This window comes from Streptomyces sp. NPDC046335 (assembly GCF_055587985.1).
The window spans coordinates 30,375-47,644 of the sequence record NZ_JBVJFF010000020.1 but is presented as its reverse complement, the minus strand read 5'-3'; the positions used below and the strand labels follow the sequence as shown (position 1 = coordinate 47,644).

General features: G+C 70.4%; 21 protein-coding genes and 1 pseudogene. 2 read left to right on the top strand and 20 right to left on the bottom strand.

The features are described 5' to 3' along the window. The first annotated feature begins 40 nt into the window (after positions 1-40). Positions 41-870 (top strand): annotated as a pseudogene (locus ACZ6JY_RS36945) (IS5 family transposase). Positions 871-886: 16 nt separating this feature from the next. Here the strand turns inward: ACZ6JY_RS36945 and ACZ6JY_RS36940 are convergent. The 3 genes from ACZ6JY_RS36940 to ACZ6JY_RS36930 all read right to left on the bottom strand — a co-directional run bounded on the left by ACZ6JY_RS36940 (position 887) and on the right by ACZ6JY_RS36930 (position 3,484). Continuing rightward, complete coding sequence (locus tag ACZ6JY_RS36940; protein ID WP_469203325.1) at positions 887-1,816, bottom strand: hypothetical protein; 930 nt, start codon at positions 1,814-1,816, stop codon at positions 887-889. 278 nt (positions 1,817-2,094) lie between these two features. Continuing rightward, a complete protein-coding gene (locus ACZ6JY_RS36935) occupies positions 2,095-3,114 on the bottom strand; it encodes a hypothetical protein (protein WP_469203323.1) in 1,020 nt (339 codons plus the stop codon). Positions 3,115-3,136: 22 nt separating this feature from the next. After that, complete coding sequence (locus ACZ6JY_RS36930; protein WP_469203321.1) at positions 3,137-3,484, bottom strand: hypothetical protein; 348 nt, start codon at positions 3,482-3,484, stop codon at positions 3,137-3,139. A 134-nt stretch (positions 3,485-3,618) separates the two neighbouring features. Here ACZ6JY_RS36930 and ACZ6JY_RS36925 point away from each other — a divergent pair, with 134 nt between their 5' ends. Beyond that, positions 3,619-3,948 (top strand): hypothetical protein, encoded by a 330-nt coding sequence (locus ACZ6JY_RS36925; RefSeq protein WP_469203319.1) that lies wholly within the window; start codon positions 3,619-3,621, stop codon positions 3,946-3,948. 1 nt (position 3,949) lies between these two features. On the opposite strand, the gene ACZ6JY_RS36920 is transcribed toward ACZ6JY_RS36925, so the two are convergent. The 17 genes from ACZ6JY_RS36920 to ACZ6JY_RS36840 form a co-directional block, all read right to left on the bottom strand. Then, entirely contained in the window at positions 3,950-4,648 is a 699-nt protein-coding gene (locus ACZ6JY_RS36920; RefSeq protein ID WP_469203317.1) for a hypothetical protein, read from the bottom strand. Next, positions 4,648-5,565 (bottom strand): glycosyltransferase family 2 protein, encoded by a 918-nt coding sequence (locus tag ACZ6JY_RS36915; protein WP_469203315.1) that lies wholly within the window; start codon positions 5,563-5,565, stop codon positions 4,648-4,650. Before ACZ6JY_RS36915 ends, ACZ6JY_RS36920 begins: the two co-directional genes overlap by 1 nt. Beyond that, the gene (locus tag ACZ6JY_RS36910) at positions 5,457-6,029 is read right to left on the bottom strand and encodes a hypothetical protein (protein ID WP_469203313.1); all 573 of its coding nucleotides are present in this window, start codon (positions 6,027-6,029) and stop codon (positions 5,457-5,459) included. The genes ACZ6JY_RS36915 and ACZ6JY_RS36910 overlap by 109 nt, the downstream gene beginning before the upstream one ends. Positions 6,030-6,050: 21 nt before the next feature. Beyond that, entirely contained in the window at positions 6,051-6,596 is a 546-nt protein-coding gene (locus tag ACZ6JY_RS36905) for a hypothetical protein (protein WP_469203312.1), read from the bottom strand. Between the two features lie 36 nt (positions 6,597-6,632). Beyond that, complete coding sequence (locus ACZ6JY_RS36900) at positions 6,633-7,652, bottom strand: DUF8094 domain-containing protein (protein ID WP_469203310.1); 1,020 nt, start codon at positions 7,650-7,652, stop codon at positions 6,633-6,635. A 213-nt stretch (positions 7,653-7,865) separates the two neighbouring features. Beyond that, on the bottom strand, positions 7,866-8,432 hold the full coding sequence (locus tag ACZ6JY_RS36895; RefSeq protein ID WP_469203308.1) for a hypothetical protein: 567 nt from the start codon (positions 8,430-8,432) through the stop codon (positions 7,866-7,868). Between the two features lie 32 nt (positions 8,433-8,464). Then, positions 8,465-9,310 carry a hypothetical protein gene (locus tag ACZ6JY_RS36890; RefSeq protein ID WP_469203306.1) on the bottom strand — a complete coding sequence of 282 codons (846 nt, stop codon included), beginning with the start codon at positions 9,308-9,310 and terminating at the stop codon, positions 8,465-8,467. Continuing rightward, complete coding sequence (locus ACZ6JY_RS36885; RefSeq protein WP_469203304.1) at positions 9,300-9,737, bottom strand: hypothetical protein; 438 nt, start codon at positions 9,735-9,737, stop codon at positions 9,300-9,302. The genes ACZ6JY_RS36890 and ACZ6JY_RS36885 overlap by 11 nt, the downstream gene beginning before the upstream one ends. Before the next feature lie 26 nt (positions 9,738-9,763). Next, positions 9,764-10,177, bottom strand: a complete 414-nt coding sequence (locus tag ACZ6JY_RS36880) for a hypothetical protein (protein ID WP_469203302.1) — start codon at positions 10,175-10,177, stop codon at positions 9,764-9,766. A 115-nt stretch (positions 10,178-10,292) separates the two neighbouring features. Then, on the bottom strand, positions 10,293-10,862 hold the full coding sequence (locus ACZ6JY_RS36875; protein ID WP_469203300.1) for a hypothetical protein: 570 nt from the start codon (positions 10,860-10,862) through the stop codon (positions 10,293-10,295). 15 nt (positions 10,863-10,877) lie between these two features. Further along, complete coding sequence (locus tag ACZ6JY_RS36870) at positions 10,878-12,392, bottom strand: ATP-binding protein (protein ID WP_469203298.1); 1,515 nt, start codon at positions 12,390-12,392, stop codon at positions 10,878-10,880. A 43-nt stretch (positions 12,393-12,435) separates the two neighbouring features. Next, on the bottom strand, positions 12,436-12,639 hold the full coding sequence (locus ACZ6JY_RS36865; RefSeq protein WP_469203296.1) for a hypothetical protein: 204 nt from the start codon (positions 12,637-12,639) through the stop codon (positions 12,436-12,438). A 26-nt stretch (positions 12,640-12,665) separates the two neighbouring features. Then, the gene (locus tag ACZ6JY_RS36860; RefSeq protein WP_469203295.1) at positions 12,666-13,139 is read right to left on the bottom strand and encodes a DUF6238 family protein; all 474 of its coding nucleotides are present in this window, start codon (positions 13,137-13,139) and stop codon (positions 12,666-12,668) included. 63 nt (positions 13,140-13,202) lie between these two features. Then, positions 13,203-14,675 carry an SCO6880 family protein gene (locus tag ACZ6JY_RS36855; RefSeq protein ID WP_469203293.1) on the bottom strand — a complete coding sequence of 491 codons (1,473 nt, stop codon included), beginning with the start codon at positions 14,673-14,675 and terminating at the stop codon, positions 13,203-13,205. An 81-nt stretch (positions 14,676-14,756) separates the two neighbouring features. After that, positions 14,757-16,133 (bottom strand): SCO6881 family protein, encoded by a 1,377-nt coding sequence (locus tag ACZ6JY_RS36850; protein WP_469203291.1) that lies wholly within the window; start codon positions 16,131-16,133, stop codon positions 14,757-14,759. Positions 16,134-16,168: 35 nt separating this feature from the next. Further along, positions 16,169-16,870 carry a hypothetical protein gene (locus ACZ6JY_RS36845; protein WP_469203443.1) on the bottom strand — a complete coding sequence of 234 codons (702 nt, stop codon included), beginning with the start codon at positions 16,868-16,870 and terminating at the stop codon, positions 16,169-16,171. Beyond that, positions 16,867-17,181, bottom strand: coding sequence for a DUF6112 family protein (locus tag ACZ6JY_RS36840; protein WP_358778164.1), 315 nt, complete (start codon positions 17,179-17,181; stop codon positions 16,867-16,869). Before ACZ6JY_RS36840 ends, ACZ6JY_RS36845 begins: the two co-directional genes overlap by 4 nt. Positions 17,182-17,270 lie beyond the last annotated feature (89 nt).

Sequence of the window (17,270 nt, the reverse complement as noted above, 5' to 3'; positions counted from 1 at the left end):
TGTCTTCAAATGATCATCACTGGTAGATCATGGTCTCGTGATACGTCGCCATGAACTGTCGGACGCCGAGTGGGAGTTCGTCCGGCCGCTGCTGCCCGAGTCGTTGCGAGGACGCAAGCGGCTGGACGACCGCAGGGTCCTGAACGGGATCGTGTGGAAGTTCCGCACCGGGACAGCCTGGCGGGACGTGCCCGAGCGCTACGGCCCGTGGGCGACGCTGCACACCCGTTTCCGCAGGTGGGCGGCGGACGGCACGTTCGACCGGATGCTGCGGGCCGCCCAGGCGAAAGCGGACGCGGCGGGCGACGTCGAGTGGCTGGTGTCGGTCGACTCGACCGTCGTCCGGGCTCACCAGCATGCGGCCGGGGCTCGAAAAGGGGGCTCCGCGACCCGGCCCTCGGCCGGTCCAGAGGCGGTCTGACCAGCAAAATTCATCTGGCGTGTGACGGCCGGGGCCGGCCGCTCGCTTTCGTCGTCACGGGCGGCAACACCAACGACTGCACCCGGTTCACCACCGTCATGGAAGCGATCCGGGTGCCACGGACCGGCCCCGGGCGACCCCGGGTCCGGCCCGATCACGTCCTGGGAGACAAGGGCTACAGCTCGAAGGCGATCCGCACCTGGCTCCGCCACCGAGGTATCGCCCACACGATTCCCGAGCGGGCCGACCAGGTACGCAACCGGGCTCGGCGAGGCAGCCGCGGAGGCCGCCCGCCGGCCTTTGACCGTGAGATCTACAAGCACCGCAACGTAGTGGAACGGTGCTTCAACCGCCTGAAGCAGTGGCGTGGCATCGCCACCCGCTATGACAAGACCGCCGAGTCCTACGAAGCAGCCGTCACCCTCGCGTCACTCCTGATGTGGGCGTGACATTTGACGACAGAACCTAGCGGCGGCGGGCAGTGCCGGGGGAGTGGGGCGCGGCCGGAGCGGCAGACGGTGTCGGCGACGGCGCCGGTGGTGTGGGGGCGACGTGGAACACGGGGCGGGGTGTGCGGTGCGGTGGCAGTACGCCGGCTCCGAGGCCCTCCATGGCGGACTCGATTTCCTCTTTCAGCGCGCCCAGCTGCCTTGCGAGGACGGACAGGCGGGCCGCGGAGCGCTGGCCCTGTTTCGTCTCCAGCGCGTCAGCGAACGTCGCTGCTCGGTCGAGGAGGTCGGCCAGGCGGGGCAGCGGTCCGCGGGAGAACCCTGAGTCGTCCACGGCGTCGAGCAGCGCCATGTAGACATCGCCGGTGTGCCGCGCCTCCTCGATCTGCCGGACCAGTTTCGCGACCGGGGCCTCCGCTGCGGGAGCCTGGGACGCGAAGGGCGAGAAGTCTTTACGCAGGACCCCGGCGGGGACCGGGGGCGGGGATGCTTCGACAGCTTTCTGCACGGTGTCGTAGTGGCCGAGCACGCGGATTTGTTCGGTGCCGAGTTCGCCCGCCAGCACCACCACTGTCTGGTCGTCGGGCTCGACGAGATGGGCCAGGGTGATGAGCTCGTTGTCGGCGCTGTACCAGACGTCGTCGACGTCCAAGTCGCCGCGTCGCCATGCCTCCAGTGCGAGGTCCGTCCAGAGCTGCTGTTCCTTCAATGGCAGTGGCGGACCGGTGGGGCGGTGCTGTTCGGCAAGGCCGCTGATGATGAAGGAACGCTCGGCCCAGGCCAGAACGTAGGGCCACAGCTGGACGTGACGGGCGCGGGTGGCATCGGGCTCGGGCTGCTTGTCGGGCGCGGACCGGATGCGGACGATGTGGTCCGCGGCGTGGGCCATGTCGTCGATCAGCTCCCGCCACGCGGCATGGTGTCGGGCCGGCGGCATGGTCTCCACGGCACTCCGTGCGGCGGTCAGCAGCGTATTCGCGTGCGGCGCTACATGGCGCTCAAACAGCGCGGCGCCTTCTCGACGCCGGCTCTGCGTAATGACTGCTGCGGCCTGTGGGGCATCTGCGGCAGTTGCTTGGGACCAGGCGCGCTCGTAGCGCTCATGCATCAGTGCGAACTGTCGTTGGAAGGTACAAAGTTCTGTGAGGGCGGTGCTGAGCTTTTCGGTGGGGATGTCGGTGATGAGGTACTCCGGTACAGGGGCGTGGCGGCTGCGTGTGGGGTTCAGCGGCGCGGGCCGGGGACGTTGGAGGCCACCGCCCCTGGTGGCGGTGGGGCTGTGGCCAGCCTCTTGGGCTTCGCGGGTGGGGTGACGGGCGCAGGCGTGGTGGCGCGAGCCATCTCGATCAGCTCCTCGCCGTCGACGAGCCACGCCGCCCCCGCGTCGGCGAGGGCCTCGGGATCGGGGTCGTCCAGTGCGTCGAGGTTCAGGGCGTCCTCCATGCGATCCAGGAAGATGGCCTGCTCGACCGAGAGTGGTGTGTTGTCGCGCAGGGTGGCGATGAACACGATGGCGTGGGTGCGGAACCGGTACAGCGCCCCCTGCAGGTCCGCGGCGGTGTGCGTCCCCGGCTTGTGCTCCTCCCGCGCCCAGTGCAGGTCCCGTTCCGCTTCGTCCAGCCGTGAGAGATGGACGGCTCGTTTGTAGTCGGGCAGCAGGCGAGTCTGGGTGAACCGGGCGGCGAGCCGGGCATCGGAGGCGATGACGCTGCGCGGAGCCGGGGCTGTCACATGGACGTGATCAGGGCTCGGTATCAGAGCGCCGACCATGTACGCGCCGTCTGAGGGGCGCTCGACCAGCAGCAGCTCCATGCCGCCGCCATCGCGGAGGACCGCCGCGAAGCCCAGCGGAGATCTGTCCAGGAGGTCGGAGATCTCGCCCGCCTCCCAGACGAAGTCTCGTAGGTAGTACGGGTGGTCTTGTTTCTGTGGCAGGGGCTCGACGTCTGCCATCCAGTGGCCCGGCAGTGCCGCCACGATCGCCTCGGCGATGTCGCCTAGATAGGGGCGGGGGTGGGTGGCGATGGTCACCTGGCAGTCGCGGGCGGCCTGGTGGAGATGGGTGAGCACCTGACGCGCTCGGGCCTGGTCATCCAGCGCCAGGGTGCGGGTCGGGTCGTGGCTCTTGGTGAAGTCGGACAGGTCCAGTGCGGTCTCGGCCCACCTGCGGCCGGTCCCGCTCGGCAGGGCGATGATCTTGTTGTGGGCGCTGAGGTAGAGCGTGATCTTGGCGGAGGGGGTCATGGTGCCTTGCGTTCATGAGCGGTCAGCGCTGCCGTCGCTGCGTGGTGTTGGGTGCCGGATGCGGCGGTGAGGTGGGGATCCTCGGTGGCCACCAGTTCACCGGCGCGCGGTGCCCGGCGGCGGGGAGCAGGTTCGGATCGAGATCGACCTGGTAGCCCGCGGCGATGAGCATCTGGGCGGCATAGGTGGCCTGCTGGTTCTCGTGCGCCTGGCCGGTGTCGAAGTGCAGCCGGATCCAGACGCCGCCCAGAATCGGGCGGAAGATGAACCCCGCGCGGTCCAGGATCTGGGCGGCGAACTCGTCGACGGGGCCCTCGACGTCCACCTCGCCGCCGCGTTTGCGGGCGATGCGGATGGGCTCGGTGCTCATGCTCATCGCCCCCGTGCCGGGCCGGGGCCCGGAGCGCGTCCGGCGACGGCGGTCGGTTGAGCCGGGGGCTGTGCCGGGGTGGTGGGCCGTGCCGGCGCGCGCTGCGGAGTGGTGGCTGCGGCGGCCTGGGCGATGTGCCGGCGGCGCTCCAGCGGTCCGTTGAGGAGGTACGGGCGAGCGGGCTGGGGGGTGATCGCGGGGTCGAGCGAGTAATCGGCCTGCACCCGCAATCCGTAGGCACGCAGGTCCTGGACGGCCTGGCGGGCGCGGCGCCGGCCGTCCTGTTCCGGATGGGTGATCCGGTATACGCCCGCCAGCTCGGGGACGGGCTCGAACTGTTCGCGGGTGAGGAGCCACTCGGCCAGGTGCGTGGTGACCGCGGCCGTGGGAGCGGCGACGAAGCCGTACTCGGGATGGACGGCGAAGTGGAAGTGATCGGACAGAAGGCGGATCCTTTCTGCTAGGTCAGCGGTGTGCCGCCGAAGGCCGGCGCACGGCGGGGGGCGCCGGGCGGGCGGTGAGCAGGCGCGGACTCGGGGCCGACAGCGCCACCGGTCCGCCCGGGACAGCGGCCCGGGCCTGGCGCTCGAATGCCTCACCTTCGGCGAGCCAGGTCTCGATCGCGGGCAGGGCGGCGAGACCGAAGCGGACCGCGAGGGCGGGGCGATGAGCGGGCGGAGGTGTCCTCGGGGCAACGGCGAGCCGGGGCCGCTCGCCCCTGCGGCCGCTTTCGGTGTGCAGCTGTGCAGCAGCGGCGATCAGTTGCGTCCGGGCCGTGCTGCACTCCTCGGCCGCGATGACCCGCAACGCTTCGGGATCGCCTCGCAGGTGCGAGGTCTCCACCCCCGAGATGGCCTCGCGGTAGAAGCCGGTGGACACACAATCCAGAGCCTCGGTCAGGTGGCCCATCGCATCAGTGACGGCGGTCATCGCCTCGGCCAGCCGCATCAGAGTGTGGCGCTCGGGAAGGGAGACCCTCTCGGAGGCGGCGAAGCGTTCCTGCGCGCGTTCGCTGGCATAGGTGAGGTGGTGCGCGAGCAGGGCGATGGCGTCGGTGAGCACCGCCGGGTCCACCTCCGCATGAGAGGTCGGAAGTTGGGCGGCGACACCGTAGAGACGCCGGGCGAGGTAGTCCAAGGTGGCCTGGGTGACGCCGGAGGCCATCAGGACACCAGCTCCTGCCCTCGCGGTCGTGCATGCCGCAGCGCGGCGCGCAGTGCGCGGCCATGCCGGAAGGCGAAGTCGCGCGAAGGACCCCGAAGATCCCGGTAGGCCACGCCGCCGGCAGTCATCTGGAGGGGATGCTGCCGGTAGAAATAGACGACGTGCGGCAGCAGTTCGCCTGCGGCGAGGTTGGTCACGCCGTTGACCATCAAAAAGTCTTCCCCCGCTGGGAGCCCGCCGTGCCCACCCGCGGCGATGACGAGATCGGTCCGGGCCAGCAGCATGGTTTGGCCGAGCGGGATCTGGGCCTCGGGGCTGGCCCAGTAACCGGTCACGTCACCGGGCTGGTGCACGCCAGGGGGCGTCGGACAGCGCCAGATCGTGGTGGAGCCGTCCGGGTGCAGGTCGGCGCTCCAGCCCGCCACCCATCCCAGACCGGTCTCGGTGATCCGCTGGTGCCGGACGGCGAGGCTGTCGTCCGGCACCACATCGTCGTCGTCCATGTAACACACCAGGGGAGTGCGGACCATGCGCAGGCCCAGGTTGCGGGCGGCGGCTGCGCCCACCGGGCGGGGCAGTTCGACCACCCGGAACCGGGAATCGGCAGCGAGAGGCTCCGGCAGCAGCGCGCGGTCGGCCCCGTCAAGAACGAGGGCGGCCTCCCACGGCACGGTCTGCCGCATCAGGCTGGCGTGCAGTTCGGCGAGGTAGCCCAGGCGTTCGGGCCGCAGCCGGGTGGCGATGACGACCGTGATGTCGGGACGGGAGTGCGAGGACAGGACGTTCTCCAGAGACGAAAGGTGCGAAGTCAGCGGTGGGTGGCAGGCCGTGCAGCCGGTGAGGTGGGCGCCGAGACGGCGGGCGCCGGTGTGGTGCGCGGCAGCCGTGTGGCGGGCACCGGATATCCGGGGAGCCACAGGTAGGGGTGGTCGCTGAACCGCGTGCGCGGGTCGGTGTTCCAGTCGACGATCGGGCCGCGGTCGGCCGCGTACAGGCTGATGACCTCGATGCCGACGGGATGCAGGACGTAACCCCAGGACAGGTCACTGGAGTCGGCCTCGGTGATGACCTGCCGTTCGGGCGGGGAGCCGTCCGAGGTGATGATGTCGTCTATCTCGCGGCTGGGCCATCTCTCCCCGCCGGTCAGCTGCTTGAGCAGCGACTTCGGGGTGCCATCGAGGAGGTCGGTGCCCAGCTCGTCCCAGGCGATGCTCACCTGGTCGATGAGGTGGACGCTCATGGTCTCGACATCGCGGGCGAAGCGGTGTTGGTAGGCGGCCAGGAGCAGCGGGAGGCGACCGCTGGGGTAGCCGTCATGGTGGACGTATATGCCGATGTAGCCGGTCTCGGTGGGGCGGGCGATGACAGAGCGTGTGGTCAAGTGGCCTCGGGGGAGTGCTGGTTACCGGCCGGAGGTCGGCCCGGTGGGAGGGGAGTGCGGGGGCGCCGGGGGAAGAGGGGACGTGGTGTTGGCCGGGCCGTTGGCTGGCACCTTCGGTACGGGCGCAGGGTCGTAGACGGTGCGCAGGATGGCCAGGTCGGCTCGGTGGGCGAGGGCCAGCACGTCGAGGCTGCGGCTGGCTGCCGCCATCAGCATTTTGGGCGGGGAGTCTGGCTCGGCTCCGCGGTGCTGGCCGCGCCATCGGGCCGCGGCCAAGAGGTAGTCGCTGATCGCCTGGAGCACGGGTTCGGCAGCGTCCAGGAGGTGCTGGGTGACGGCGCTGACCTGCGCTGGTGTCTCGGCGGCGGCGAGTGCGCGTTGATACGGGGCGAGGTCTGGGCTCGGCAGGGGCGTGTCCGGCAGCGGGTGCTCGGCCAGGAACGGCTCGGCATCTCGCTTCGCCCAGCGGAGCAGGTCGCGGTCAGTGGCGATGCCGTAGCGGGCGGCGGCGATCTGGTCGGCGTCGCGGCCGACGTTGTCGTACAGCTCGAAGTCGAGATCGGGCAAGACGATGTTCCACGTGCAGTGCGGGCGTGGGCTGCGCTACGCGCGGGGCAGGGACGCGGAGTTCACGGGCGGACCGGAGGCGTCGGTGCGGGCGCAGGTGTAGGCCAGCAGCGTGGAGGGCGCGGCCTTCGCGGGAACGGTGGCGGCGTCGTTGCAGACGAACGTGTACCGGATGGAGCGGCGGGGGACGTCATGCAGCCAGGCCCGGTCGTCCTTGCCGGGATTGAGCTGCAGCCCGGAGCGGGCGACCGCGTCGGTCTGGGCGTGCGTGTGGGAGAAGAAGACCAGCGCACCACCGTCGGTGGTCTTGAGCGCGTACGCGTCACGGTGGCGGTTGGTGGCACCGGCGAACGTGCTGGTGCCCTGGCTGCCGTACTTGGTGACGGTCTTGTCGTGGACCTTGATCTGCTGGCTGCTCGCCTTGCTCTTGGTGAAGATCTTCTTCCCGGAGTTCTGGCCGCCGGTGGCGAAGTTGTCCAGGATGCCGCTGCGCAGCAGGTCGGCTCCCGCTGGGACGTTCTTGTTGCCGTTGGCCGCGACGGCGGTGGCGTATCCATCGGAGTCCAGGGCGACCTTGGGCAGATCCGCTCCGTACAGGTCGGCGACGGAGACCATCTCCCACCGCTTGTGCTGCGGCTGTTCGGCGAAGACGGCGAGCCGGCTGGGGGCCTTGCCCTTGGTACCGGAGAGCGCGGCGGCGAACCAGCGCGGCTGGCCGGGGGCGATCCGCGGGATGTACAGCCTGGAGTTCTGGGTGTCGTACGCCCACGGCTTGTACGGCTTGCGCTCGGCCTTGGTCAGGCCCTCGGTCTCCTTGTACTCCGAGACCGACATGGCATACAGCGGGCCGTCCTCAATGGTGTCGAGCAGGGTGCGGTCGCGGACGGCGTTGGCCTTGTTGTTGACCCTCGCGTACCGGTCGATCTCGGCGAGGGCCTGCTGCTTGGTGAGTGCGGGCGGCAACTCCCGCTGCTTGTCGGCACTCGCGGAGGGGGCGGTGTTCTTGGCCTCGGGACTGTCGCCGCCGCCGTTGCAGGCGGTGGCGGACAGGGCCACGCAGGCGGTGGCGATGACCAGGGGGAGGCGGTGGAGAGGGTGGGGGATGAGGGGCTCCTGGAGGAAGGGGGTGGTGGGTGATCCGCCTCTAGAGTCCGGGCAATCCCCGGTTTCGCTAACCGGGGATTGCCCGCTATATTGCCGCCTTTCCCGTGCGGAGACGCCGGGTGCGAGGCTGCCCGACGCTGGTCCATCGTGCAGCGTCTGTGCAGGTCAGCGGGGGGTTCTAGATGCGGTGGGTCGTACGGGCAGCGCGGCGGGCGGCCGGTTCGGTTCAGCGGACGGAGGAGCTGGAGCACGTCGGATGCTGGACGCCGGGGCGATGAGCCGGTCGGCGTCCCGGTGCAGGTTGCTGGCCGCGTTGCTCAGATGCGCATGGGCGCTGGCGAGCCGGCTATCGAGGGTCGCGCGTGCGGTGGCGATGGCCTTGGCCCGCTCGGGCGTTCGCGGGTCGGCGCTGATCTCCTGGAGGTGGACGATCTGGGCGACAGCTTCGCCCAGCATGGCCAGAGCCCAGCCGAGGGGATCGGCTGCACGCGTCATCAGGGCGACCTTGTGGCGGGCGAGGGAATCGGTCGCGCCGGGATGCCGATTCACCGCGCGACCGTGGAAGGTGGCCTCACTCGCGAGAGAAGTGAAAAGGCCCGCTATGACGCGGACTTGGTTATCGACCTCCTCGCAGATGCTGGCGAGCGAGTGCGTGGACTCCGGGGCCGGGAGATCGTCGGCGGCATGGTGGATGCGCTCGGCCAGTGAGTGCAGGTGCGCTGCCTGCTCCAACCCTGCAAGCGAACCGGGAGGCTCTGACGTGTTCACCGGGTACGACCAGGTGCGGGAAGTGCCGCCGTCGGCAGCCCGATGCTCACGCCCGGCACCGTTGTCTTCCTGGCCGGGTGCGTGACGGAGCGGGGAGCCAAGGCACGCATGCGGTCGACGGCGATGTGCAGGTCCTCACCGAGCCCGCGCACGGTGGCCGCTGCGTCGTCCAGGTCGTAATGGAGGTCGAACCCGTCGTCGTGATCGGACTCCTTGGCCTTCTCGGCCGCCGCCTCGAAGAACTCGGCGAGCCGCGCCAGCAGGCCGTCGGTCGGTTCCAGGACCTGGTCGGCGAGGGTGGCGGCCTGCTCGTAGGACGTGGTGCCGTTGAGCTGGTCGGTGAGCGCGAGGACCTGACGGCCATAGACGTAGCGACCGTCGCGATCGGTGGGTGTGGCAACGCCCGGAGGGGTGGGAACCGGGGGTTGGTGGAAGGGACGGACAGGCGGGATCTCCTGAGAGCAGGGCCGGGCAGCGAGACCCGGCGATGGGTTAATGGTGGTGGGCGGCGGGTGCCGAGCCCGGCAGCGACGCGTGGGCATTCGCCGCAGGGCGCGTGACGGGCGGCGGGCCGTGACGGAGGTTGACGCCGATGCCGTGGACGGCGAGCTGCTGAGCCACGGCCTGGATACGCAGGCCTGACCGGCCGCGCCGTACTCGGCGGGCAGGAGGAAGGTGGTTTGGTGCGGGTGGTACTGGAAGCCGTGGACATAGAGCGTGGTGCGGGCCTCGGCGGAAACCGCCATGTACGGCGTGCCGAAGGCTCCGTCGGCGTACCGGGTCAGGGTGAGGACCTGGTCGACCTCAGGCGGCGCGGGCCGCAGCGGGGGCTCAGGCTGCACCTGCGCGTTGTGGCGCACGGCGGCCAGGGCGCTTTTGGTAGCGGGGCAGGACACGGCGGCTGACCGCGACGGCCGCCCTGACCGGGTCGTTGCCAACCTTGATGCCGTTGGGCTCGTCCACGCCCGCGAAGTGATGGGGCTTGAAGCCCTCGCCTGGGGCGAGGGGGACCACGAGGAACTGGTCGTGATGAAGGGGACGGTCGATGACACACAGCTGCTGACCGTCGGGGCCGGACAACTGGGCGTCGTGGCCGAGGACGAATCCGCCGACGACCCAGTGGACGTGGCCGTTGTCCCAGACCTCCTCGTCTAGGGGGAACTGGTCGCTGTACGCGTCGTGTTGGCGGTAGATGCTGTGCCAGTCGCCGGGCAGGCGGGCGGCGAGCGCGGCGGTGAAGGAGGCGAGGTCGGTGCGGGAGGCGGGCATGGGCTCCTTGGAGGTGAGGGGCAGGGCTATCGGCTGCGCGTCGCGCGGCCGAGTGTCGCGCCAGCTGCCTCTGGGTGGATCGGGGCGACGGCTGGACGGCGCGCTGGGTGTGGGGCGGTGTGGTCGGCCGGCGCAACCTGCCGGTATGCGTGGATGAGGGTCTTGAGGTGCTCAACGGCGTCGGCGCGGCGTGCGGCCAGGATGTCGATTTGCGTGGCGCTGTTCTGCAGGACGCCGAGCGAGTTGATCGATGACTTTCCGGTGGCGGCGCGCGTCAGAGTGGAGGCCGCGTACCGGGCGGCATCAGCGAACTGTTCGTGCAGGTGGTCGAGGTGACGCGCGGCCATGAACACGAGCTGGGCGAGGACGTCAGCGGTGCCGTCTGGGGTGTGGAGCCGTTCGAGATGCCGCGGTGAGGCGCCGAGCGCCTCACTCACCATCTGGGAGCCTACGGAGGGAGAGGGCGTAGCGCTGGAAGGCGTTTCCATCAGGGCGTGTGATCCAGGGAGTTGGGGGAGACAGTGGGCGCGCCTGTTTTGGCCGCTTCGGTACGCCCTAGCGGTGGCGTGCGCTCGGCCGGGGTGGCGGGGTCGCCGGGCTCTGCTGTCGGGCCTGCGTCGGGAAGAGGCGGTGGAAGTCGAGGTGGGCGTCGAGTTCCTTGGCCGCGTCGCGGAGAGATTCCGACGTGTGCCGCAGGTAGGCGCGCGCTGTGGCGTGAGCGATGACCATGCGATTGTCCCGGACCTGCCGGTCGGTCGGGCCGGAGGACCGGGGCAGGGAAAGGGCATCCTCCGCGGTCTCCGCGAAGTTCGGTACGGCATGGCTCGACATGGTGGCTGCCGTCGCGAGGTGGGCGAGAACACTGCTGCCGACGTGGCTCGTGCTGTGGGTGCTTCGGGAGAATTCCACAGTCATTTGAACGACGTCCCGGGAAAGGGCCTGCGCGTCCAAGGCGTGCTGGAGCAGTTCGGTGTAGGACGGCGCGGCTGGTACACGGCCGGTGTCGTCCAGCAGTTGGTGCCTCTCGGCGGAGGCGACGAGTTTCGCCCTCAGATCGTTGAGGGCGCCGACCATCTTAAGGGTGTGGTCGCGAGGTATCAGTTCGCGCTGGGCATCGGAATTCATGAATTCACGGACTTTCTAATGCATTCGGGCATCTGTATCGAAGAGCGAAAATTCCTGTGGGTGAAGCAGGTGTTGGACGATGAAGGATCGTCCGGCGACCTTCCATAGGCCGCGTCCGCGGTTGAGGTGGGCGATGGCGTCGCTCTCCACGAGGGTGAGGCCCAAGAGGGCGGCGGCTGCGTAGAGTTGGTCGGTTTCCTGGCGGTAGATGATGCGGGTGGAGCAGTCGGCGAGCAGGCCCTCGGCGAGCGCTCGTCCGCGGGATCCGGCGTCGCCGGCGGTGAGGAGGTCGGACAGCCGGTGAATGACCATGAGGTTGGCGATGCCCAGGCCGCGGGACAGTTTCCACTGGCTCTGCATGCGCTGGAGGAGGCCGGGGTGGCGCATCAGGCGCCAGGCTTCGTCGTAGACGATCCAGCGCCGACGACCGTTCGGGTCGGAGAGTGCGGATTCCATCCAGGCTGACGCGCATGTCATCGCGAGGACGAGGGCGGTGTCGTCGCCGGATCCGCCCAGTCGTGACAGGTCGATGGTAAGCATCGGGCTGTTGGGATCGAACGCCACGGTGGAGGGGGCGTCGAACATTCCGGCGAGGTCGCCGTGCACCAGGCGGCGCATGGCGTGGGCGAGGTCGCGCGAGGCGTCGCCGAGGCGGCCGGACATCAGGCCGCCCGCGGCGTCCAGGTCGTCGGGGTTGTTGAGCATGGTGGCGATGTCGCCGAGCAGCGGGGTGCGGCCGGTGGCTGCGGCTCGGGTGACCACGGCGTCCAGGGCGACGTCGAGTCCGGTGTGCTCCATCGGCAGCAGGTCCCGCCCGAGTACGGTGCGGGCCAGGGAACCGAGCAGCAGCAGGCGCCGTTTGCGGATCTCGCTCGCCCAGTCCGTCTCGGAGACCGATGGCGGGCGCGGGGCCGCGTCCAGGGGGTTGAGCTTGCCCGGTAGCCCGGGGCCGAGCGCGATGGAGGTGCCGCCGAGGGCTGTGGCCACCGGGGTCCATTCTCCCTTGGGGTCGCACGGCACGTACACGCGGTATCCGAAGGCCACCGACCGCAGGGCGAAGGACTTCGCCAGGGCGCTCTTGCCCTGGCCGATCACTCCGGCCAACAGGACGTTGGGGTTCGTGAAGCCTTCGATCTTGCCGTACAGGGCGAACGGGTCGAAGCAGAAGCTCGCTTCGGCGTGGACGTCGCGGCCGATGTAGATGCCCTCGGCGCCAAGGCCGCCTTCGGCGAGGAAGGGGTAGGCGCCCGCGACGGTCGCGGTGGTCATGCGGTGCGCGGGCAGTTTCAGTTTGCCGCCGCGGGCGGAGGCGGGGCCGGGGCGACCGCCGGGTGGGAAGAGGGGGAGCGGCATCTCCTGCTCGGCCGGTTCGGTGCCGGCTGGGTGCAGGGCGGCTTCGGCGCGGGCCTTGGCGGCGGCTTCGGCGAGCTGGCGGCGGGCCGCTTTGCGGCTGGCCCGGTCGGTGCCGTGGGGGGTGAACAGAGGCGAGGCGGAGGCGCGGCGGGCGCGCCGGGCGGGCCGGTGGCTCATGACGGAGTGGCTTTCAGGTGACGGCGGTCGGGGCGGCGGGTGATCACGCGGCCGGTGATGCGGCGAACTGGTGGCGCCCGTGGCCGTTGCCGTCGTCCGTCCAAAAGCCCTGGTAGGCGGCGTCGTCGACGGGCTTGGTGCTGGTCTTGCAGTGGTAGCTGGCGGCGGATGCTGGGGGAGCGGTGGCGAGCGCGGCGGTGCCGGTGAATATGACGGCGGTGGAGGGGGAGCGCTTGAGTGTGCGCAATGCAAGGGCCCTTCGCGGACGGGGAGTTACTGGGCGCAGATGGTGGTGTGGCCGTGCACGGGGCGGTTGAGGTCGGTGGGGGTGGTGGTGCGGCGCACGAGGTGGCCGGCGGCGAGGTGGCGCTGGCAGATGGTCAGTACCGGCGGGCCTTCGGGGAGCCGCTCGGGGTGGCACTCCTCCACATCCGCAGGGGCCGCGTGAACGGCGGGCAGGAGGTGGAACGCGTCGTGGACGGCGGCGCCGGCCTGCCACAGCCGAGTTCCGGCCGTGGCCAGATGCCGTCCTGCCGCCGGGTGCGGCGGCCGTGTGACCGTTTGAAGCTGGTCGAGCAGGCGGTGCAGGGCGACCAGGTGTGCGTGCAGCACATCCAGGTGCGTGCGGTCCACGGAGGCCGGAGCGGTGGCCGCTTCGGTGGAGAGGGCGCGGGTGTGGTGGCGGACTCCGGCGCTGGCGGCCCGCAGGTAAGGGTGCGCGTCACCGACGGGGGTGGCTGAGGTCAAAAGAGGGGATCCTTCCTGCCGATGCGGCAGGGCACAGGCCCCATGAGGCGGGGCCGGGGTGTACTACAGGGCGGTGCGGGCCAGAGGCAGGGCGCCGAGGGTGAAGGCGTCGGGCTGCTGGTAGAAGAGGCGGCGCAGGTCGACCTGGGCGGTGACGGCGGCGGTCTCGATCTGCGCGCAGGCGGCGTCCAGCAGGGCGTCGGTCTCGGCGGAGACGGTGAGCAGGCCGGTCAGCGCGACATCCGCGTGGCCGGCGATCAGCTGGCGCTCGCGGGTTTTGACGTCGGCGTACTCGACGCTGTCGGCCTCGGAGTCGACCTGCCCGCGGCGCGAGCGCTCGGCGGCATCGGAGATGATCGCGGCCTTCTTGCGCTGGACGTCGCGCAGCGCGGACTCGAGCCCCTGGGGCACATAGATGAGGGACAGGCTGCGCCGCACGCCGGCGGTGAACATCAGCCCGTGCAGGAACCCGGCGCCGGTTTCGGTGCGGGGCCAGTCCTCGACCCAGTAGGTGACGTGCCGGGCGGAGTCGGTGGCGACCCGGTCGTACTCCTCGACCTGGACGACGGGCCCGGCGGCGGCCGGGTCGGCCTCGGCCCGGCCGCTCTGGGACCACTGCTGCAGGCCGGAGAGGGCCTTGGGGTCGTAGGCGGTGCGGATGACGGCGGCGATCTCGCGGGCGGTCAGCCATCCGGTCACCATCAGACCTGCGCTGCGGGCGGCGAGCGCGACGGCGCTGGTGGTCTGCTCCAGCACGGTGAAGGCGCCGGTAAAGCCGCCGCCGGCCTGGGAGATGAGGCGCTTGGCGGCCTTGAGGTCCAGGGAGATGGCCAGGTACGCCTCGTGCGGGGCGGCGGCGGGCCCGGCGGAGGCGACCAGCTCGGAGTACACCTGCCCGGCGACCGGGGTCTCGGGCCGCCCCTGCTGGCTCCAGTGGCGCACCAGAGTGTCGCCGCTGTCGGGCACGGTGCGCTCCAAGACCTGTACGGAGGCGACGTGACCGGTCCGCGCGATGCCCGCCAAGGCCCTGCCCCAGCCGGACACGTTGTGGTTTTGCGTTGCGGGGTCGAGCAGGGCGAAGGCGCGGGAGGAGACGCGGGCGACGGCGGTCAGGGTCTGGCTGTGCGGGTCGTGCACGGCGGCGGCCTGGTTGGCGGAGTCGCCGGGGGTGACGACGCGCAGGGAGGCGGCGGTGCCGGGCAGGTGGAGGGTGCCGTCCTGGCGGGGGCGGGTGACCGGCCGGGCCAGCCACAGCGTCTGCCCGTTGCGGCGGCGCCGGGCGAAGCGGACGACGATCGGCGCCCAGTCGATCAGCGATTTTCCGTTGCGGCGGATGACGACCAGGGCGGCGACACCGGCCCACAGCGGGGTGAGCACGATCGCGCCGAACAGTCCGGTGCTGACGACGGTGACCAGCAGCAATGCCAGTGCCGAGGAGACGAGGACCAGTTGGGCAAGGGTGAGGCCGAGCAGGATGCCGCGCTTGGACCTGTGCGGGAATTTGACCGTGAGGGGGGTGATCGTGAGTTCAGACAAGGGCCGTTCCGGTGGTGCGCGGGCGGGGCCGGAGCGGCACACACGGCGTGGTGCGTGCCGCTCCGGCGTGAGGGGACGGGGTCAGACGCCGGTGGGCGGGGGAGGCGGAGGGGGCGCTCCGGCGCCGTTGGCGCCGTCGGTGGAGGACGAGTTCGGGGCCGGGGGATTGCCCTGCGGCGGAGGCGTGGAAGCGCCGGACGGGTTGGACATGAACCCGCCGCCGGAGGGGGACTGTGCACCCGAACCGGGACCGCCCTGGCCGGGGGTGCCGCCGATCTGACCACTGGTGTCGTCGGTGGGGCGCGTGGGCGGAGGCTGAACAGCCTTCTCCAGTCCGTCCTTCATGCCCTGGCCGCCGGAGGAACCACCGGGGCTGCCGGATTCCTGGCCGCTGCCGCCGGTGGGGTTGGCGGCGATATCGCCGGGGAAGCCTGCGCCGGGCACCGAGTCGGGCCCTTGCGGTGCGGCAGCCGCGCCACCGGCGCCGGCGGTGGATGCCATGGCGGCGGCCTTGCGGCCCGCGCGCTCGGTGTGCTGCCGGGCCATCTGGGCGCCAGCACCGCCGGCCCGGTGAATCGATTCGCCGTCCGTGCCTTCTGCGGCCCAGTGAACGAACTTGAACGTCGCATACGGGCAGAGCAGCACCAGGATCATGATCACGATGCCGGACATGACGTCGGCCAGGGCTCCGAGGCCGTCCTTGGCCTCGGTCTTGCCCATCGCGGCGATCCCGAGCACGAAGATCACGGTCATCAACAACTTCGAGACCACGAGGGTGGCGGTGGCTTCGATCCAGCCGCGGCGCCAGCGGCGGGCGGCTTCCCAGCCGCCGCCTGCTCCGGCGAACACGGCCAGGGTGACCATGACCAGGATGCCGACCTTGCGGACCATCATCACGCACCAGTACAGAACCGCTCCGATGGCAGCTCCGAGGGCGGCGAAGACGGCGACGAGCCAGCCCAGCCCGGCCAGGCCGGGAATCTGGCTCACCTTGACGATGCGCCGCACTGCGGATTCGATCGACAGGTGTGATGCCTTGAACAGGCCGTCGGACAACGCGTCGACCACTTCGATCGCGACGGTGGTCAACGCGATGGCGCTGAACGCGAAGAGCACGCCGGAAGCGGTGCCGGTGAATGCCTGGGTCAACGCCTGGCCGTCGCGTTTCATCGCGGCCCGTATGAGTTGGGCGCAGAAGGTGGCGACCAGGATGATCAAACCGATCGGCAAGATCATCTCGTAGTTGTCGCGGAACCAGCCCGCGTTCAGGTCGACCTTGGTCGTCTTGTTCACGGCCTTAGCGGCCAGATCGGCCGAGGCGGCGGCGAGGTCGCCGGCCGACTTGGCCATCCAGTCGCCGATGACTTTGCCCGGGTCACTGGCGAAGTCGACCGCGCCTTTGGCGGCGCCGCCGATGGAGCACAGCTTGTCGGCCAGGGGGTAGTCGCAGAAACCCACGGGGTGTTGGGCTCCTTTCTGCTCTTAGGCGTGGGTCACTGCGTGACGTCGGGGGCGATGGCGGACAGCGCGCAGTCGTGGCTGGGCCGGCACTGGACCGCCAGGGTCACGGCGCGGTCCTCGGCTCCGCCGCCGCCCTCCTTCCAGGACAGCGTCTGTTTGCCGTTGACGGTGACGACGTAGATGTATGCCTTGGTGATCGCGGAGGGGTCCTCGGCCAGGGCTGTTTTGAAGGCGGAGGGGAAGTGGCCTTCGGTGACCGTCGCGGTGGCGTGCTGGTCGTTGTCGGCCATGCGGGACCACAGCGTCGGATCCGGTACCTGGGCGGCTACGGAGTTCCAGTCGGCGTACTTGGTCTCCTTCGACATCCACGCGCTCATGCCGGCGAGCTGCTGGTCACGACTGGTGTCGCGGGTGTCGTAGGACCACAGCATCCGGGCCGCGGCCTTGGCGTAGGCGACCGGATCGGCGACCTGCGGTGGCCGAGGAACGGACCCCGCCTCCTTTCCGCCCGGCTTCGGGGCGGCTTCGGAAGGAGCGGCGCTGCCCGCGGTTGACGGCGGGCCGGACTCGCTGTGGTGGCCGTTGTTGCCGCGTCCGGTGAAGAACGCGACGGTGGCGGCGAGAGCGAGCAGGGCGGCGACGGCCACCGTGAGGGTGGCGATGCGGCGGTTGGACGAGGCCGACCAGCCGGTGCCGTAGGAGGACAGAGAGAAGGAGGGGAATCGTTTCATCAGTGGACCTGCGACCCCAACGCGCTGAAGAACGCCACGATGCCGTTGGCGGCGCCGAGGCCGAGGGCTGCGCCGGCGGCGACGGTTGCGCCCTTCTTGCCGTTGGCTTCGGCCTGGTGGCCGCCGGTGTGGTGACCCCAGGCCCACACGGCGAGGGAGACGGCCAGGGCCCCGACGACAGCGACGATGCCGAAGAGGTTGATCGAGTTGACGACGTTCTTCAGGACGGCCAGGCCGGGCAGGCCGCCGCCCTTGGGGGAGACGCCTGGGTCGTAGGCGAGCTGGATGGCGCGGTCAGCGAGAGGTATGGGCATGCGTGTGGCGGACTCCTTGCGTGCGCAGGCCGGCTGCGGCCCGGCGAAAGGGGAAAGGGAGGAAGAGGGAGTGGTGCGATGATGCCGCG

Coding starts and splice junctions, on each gene's coding strand:
- ACZ6JY_RS36870 (WP_469203298.1), bottom strand. CDS start 12,392: ATGAGCCACCGGCCCGCCCGGCGCGCCCGCCGCGCCTCCGCCTCGCCT.
- ACZ6JY_RS36885 (WP_469203304.1), bottom strand. CDS start 9,737: ATGCCCGCCTCCCGCACCGACCTCGCCTCCTTCACCGCCGCGCTCGCC.
- ACZ6JY_RS36920 (WP_469203317.1), bottom strand. CDS start 4,648: ATGGCCTCCGGCGTCACCCAGGCCACCTTGGACTACCTCGCCCGGCGT.
- ACZ6JY_RS36935 (WP_469203323.1), bottom strand. CDS start 3,114: ATGACCCCCTCCGCCAAGATCACGCTCTACCTCAGCGCCCACAACAAG.
- ACZ6JY_RS36840 (WP_358778164.1), bottom strand. CDS start 17,181: ATGCCCATACCTCTCGCTGACCGCGCCATCCAGCTCGCCTACGACCCA.
- ACZ6JY_RS36875 (WP_469203300.1), bottom strand. CDS start 10,862: ATGAATTCCGATGCCCAGCGCGAACTGATACCTCGCGACCACACCCTT.
- ACZ6JY_RS36930 (WP_469203321.1), bottom strand. CDS start 3,484: ATGAGCACCGAGCCCATCCGCATCGCCCGCAAACGCGGCGGCGAGGTG.
- ACZ6JY_RS36880 (WP_469203302.1), bottom strand. CDS start 10,177: ATGGTGAGTGAGGCGCTCGGCGCCTCACCGCGGCATCTCGAACGGCTC.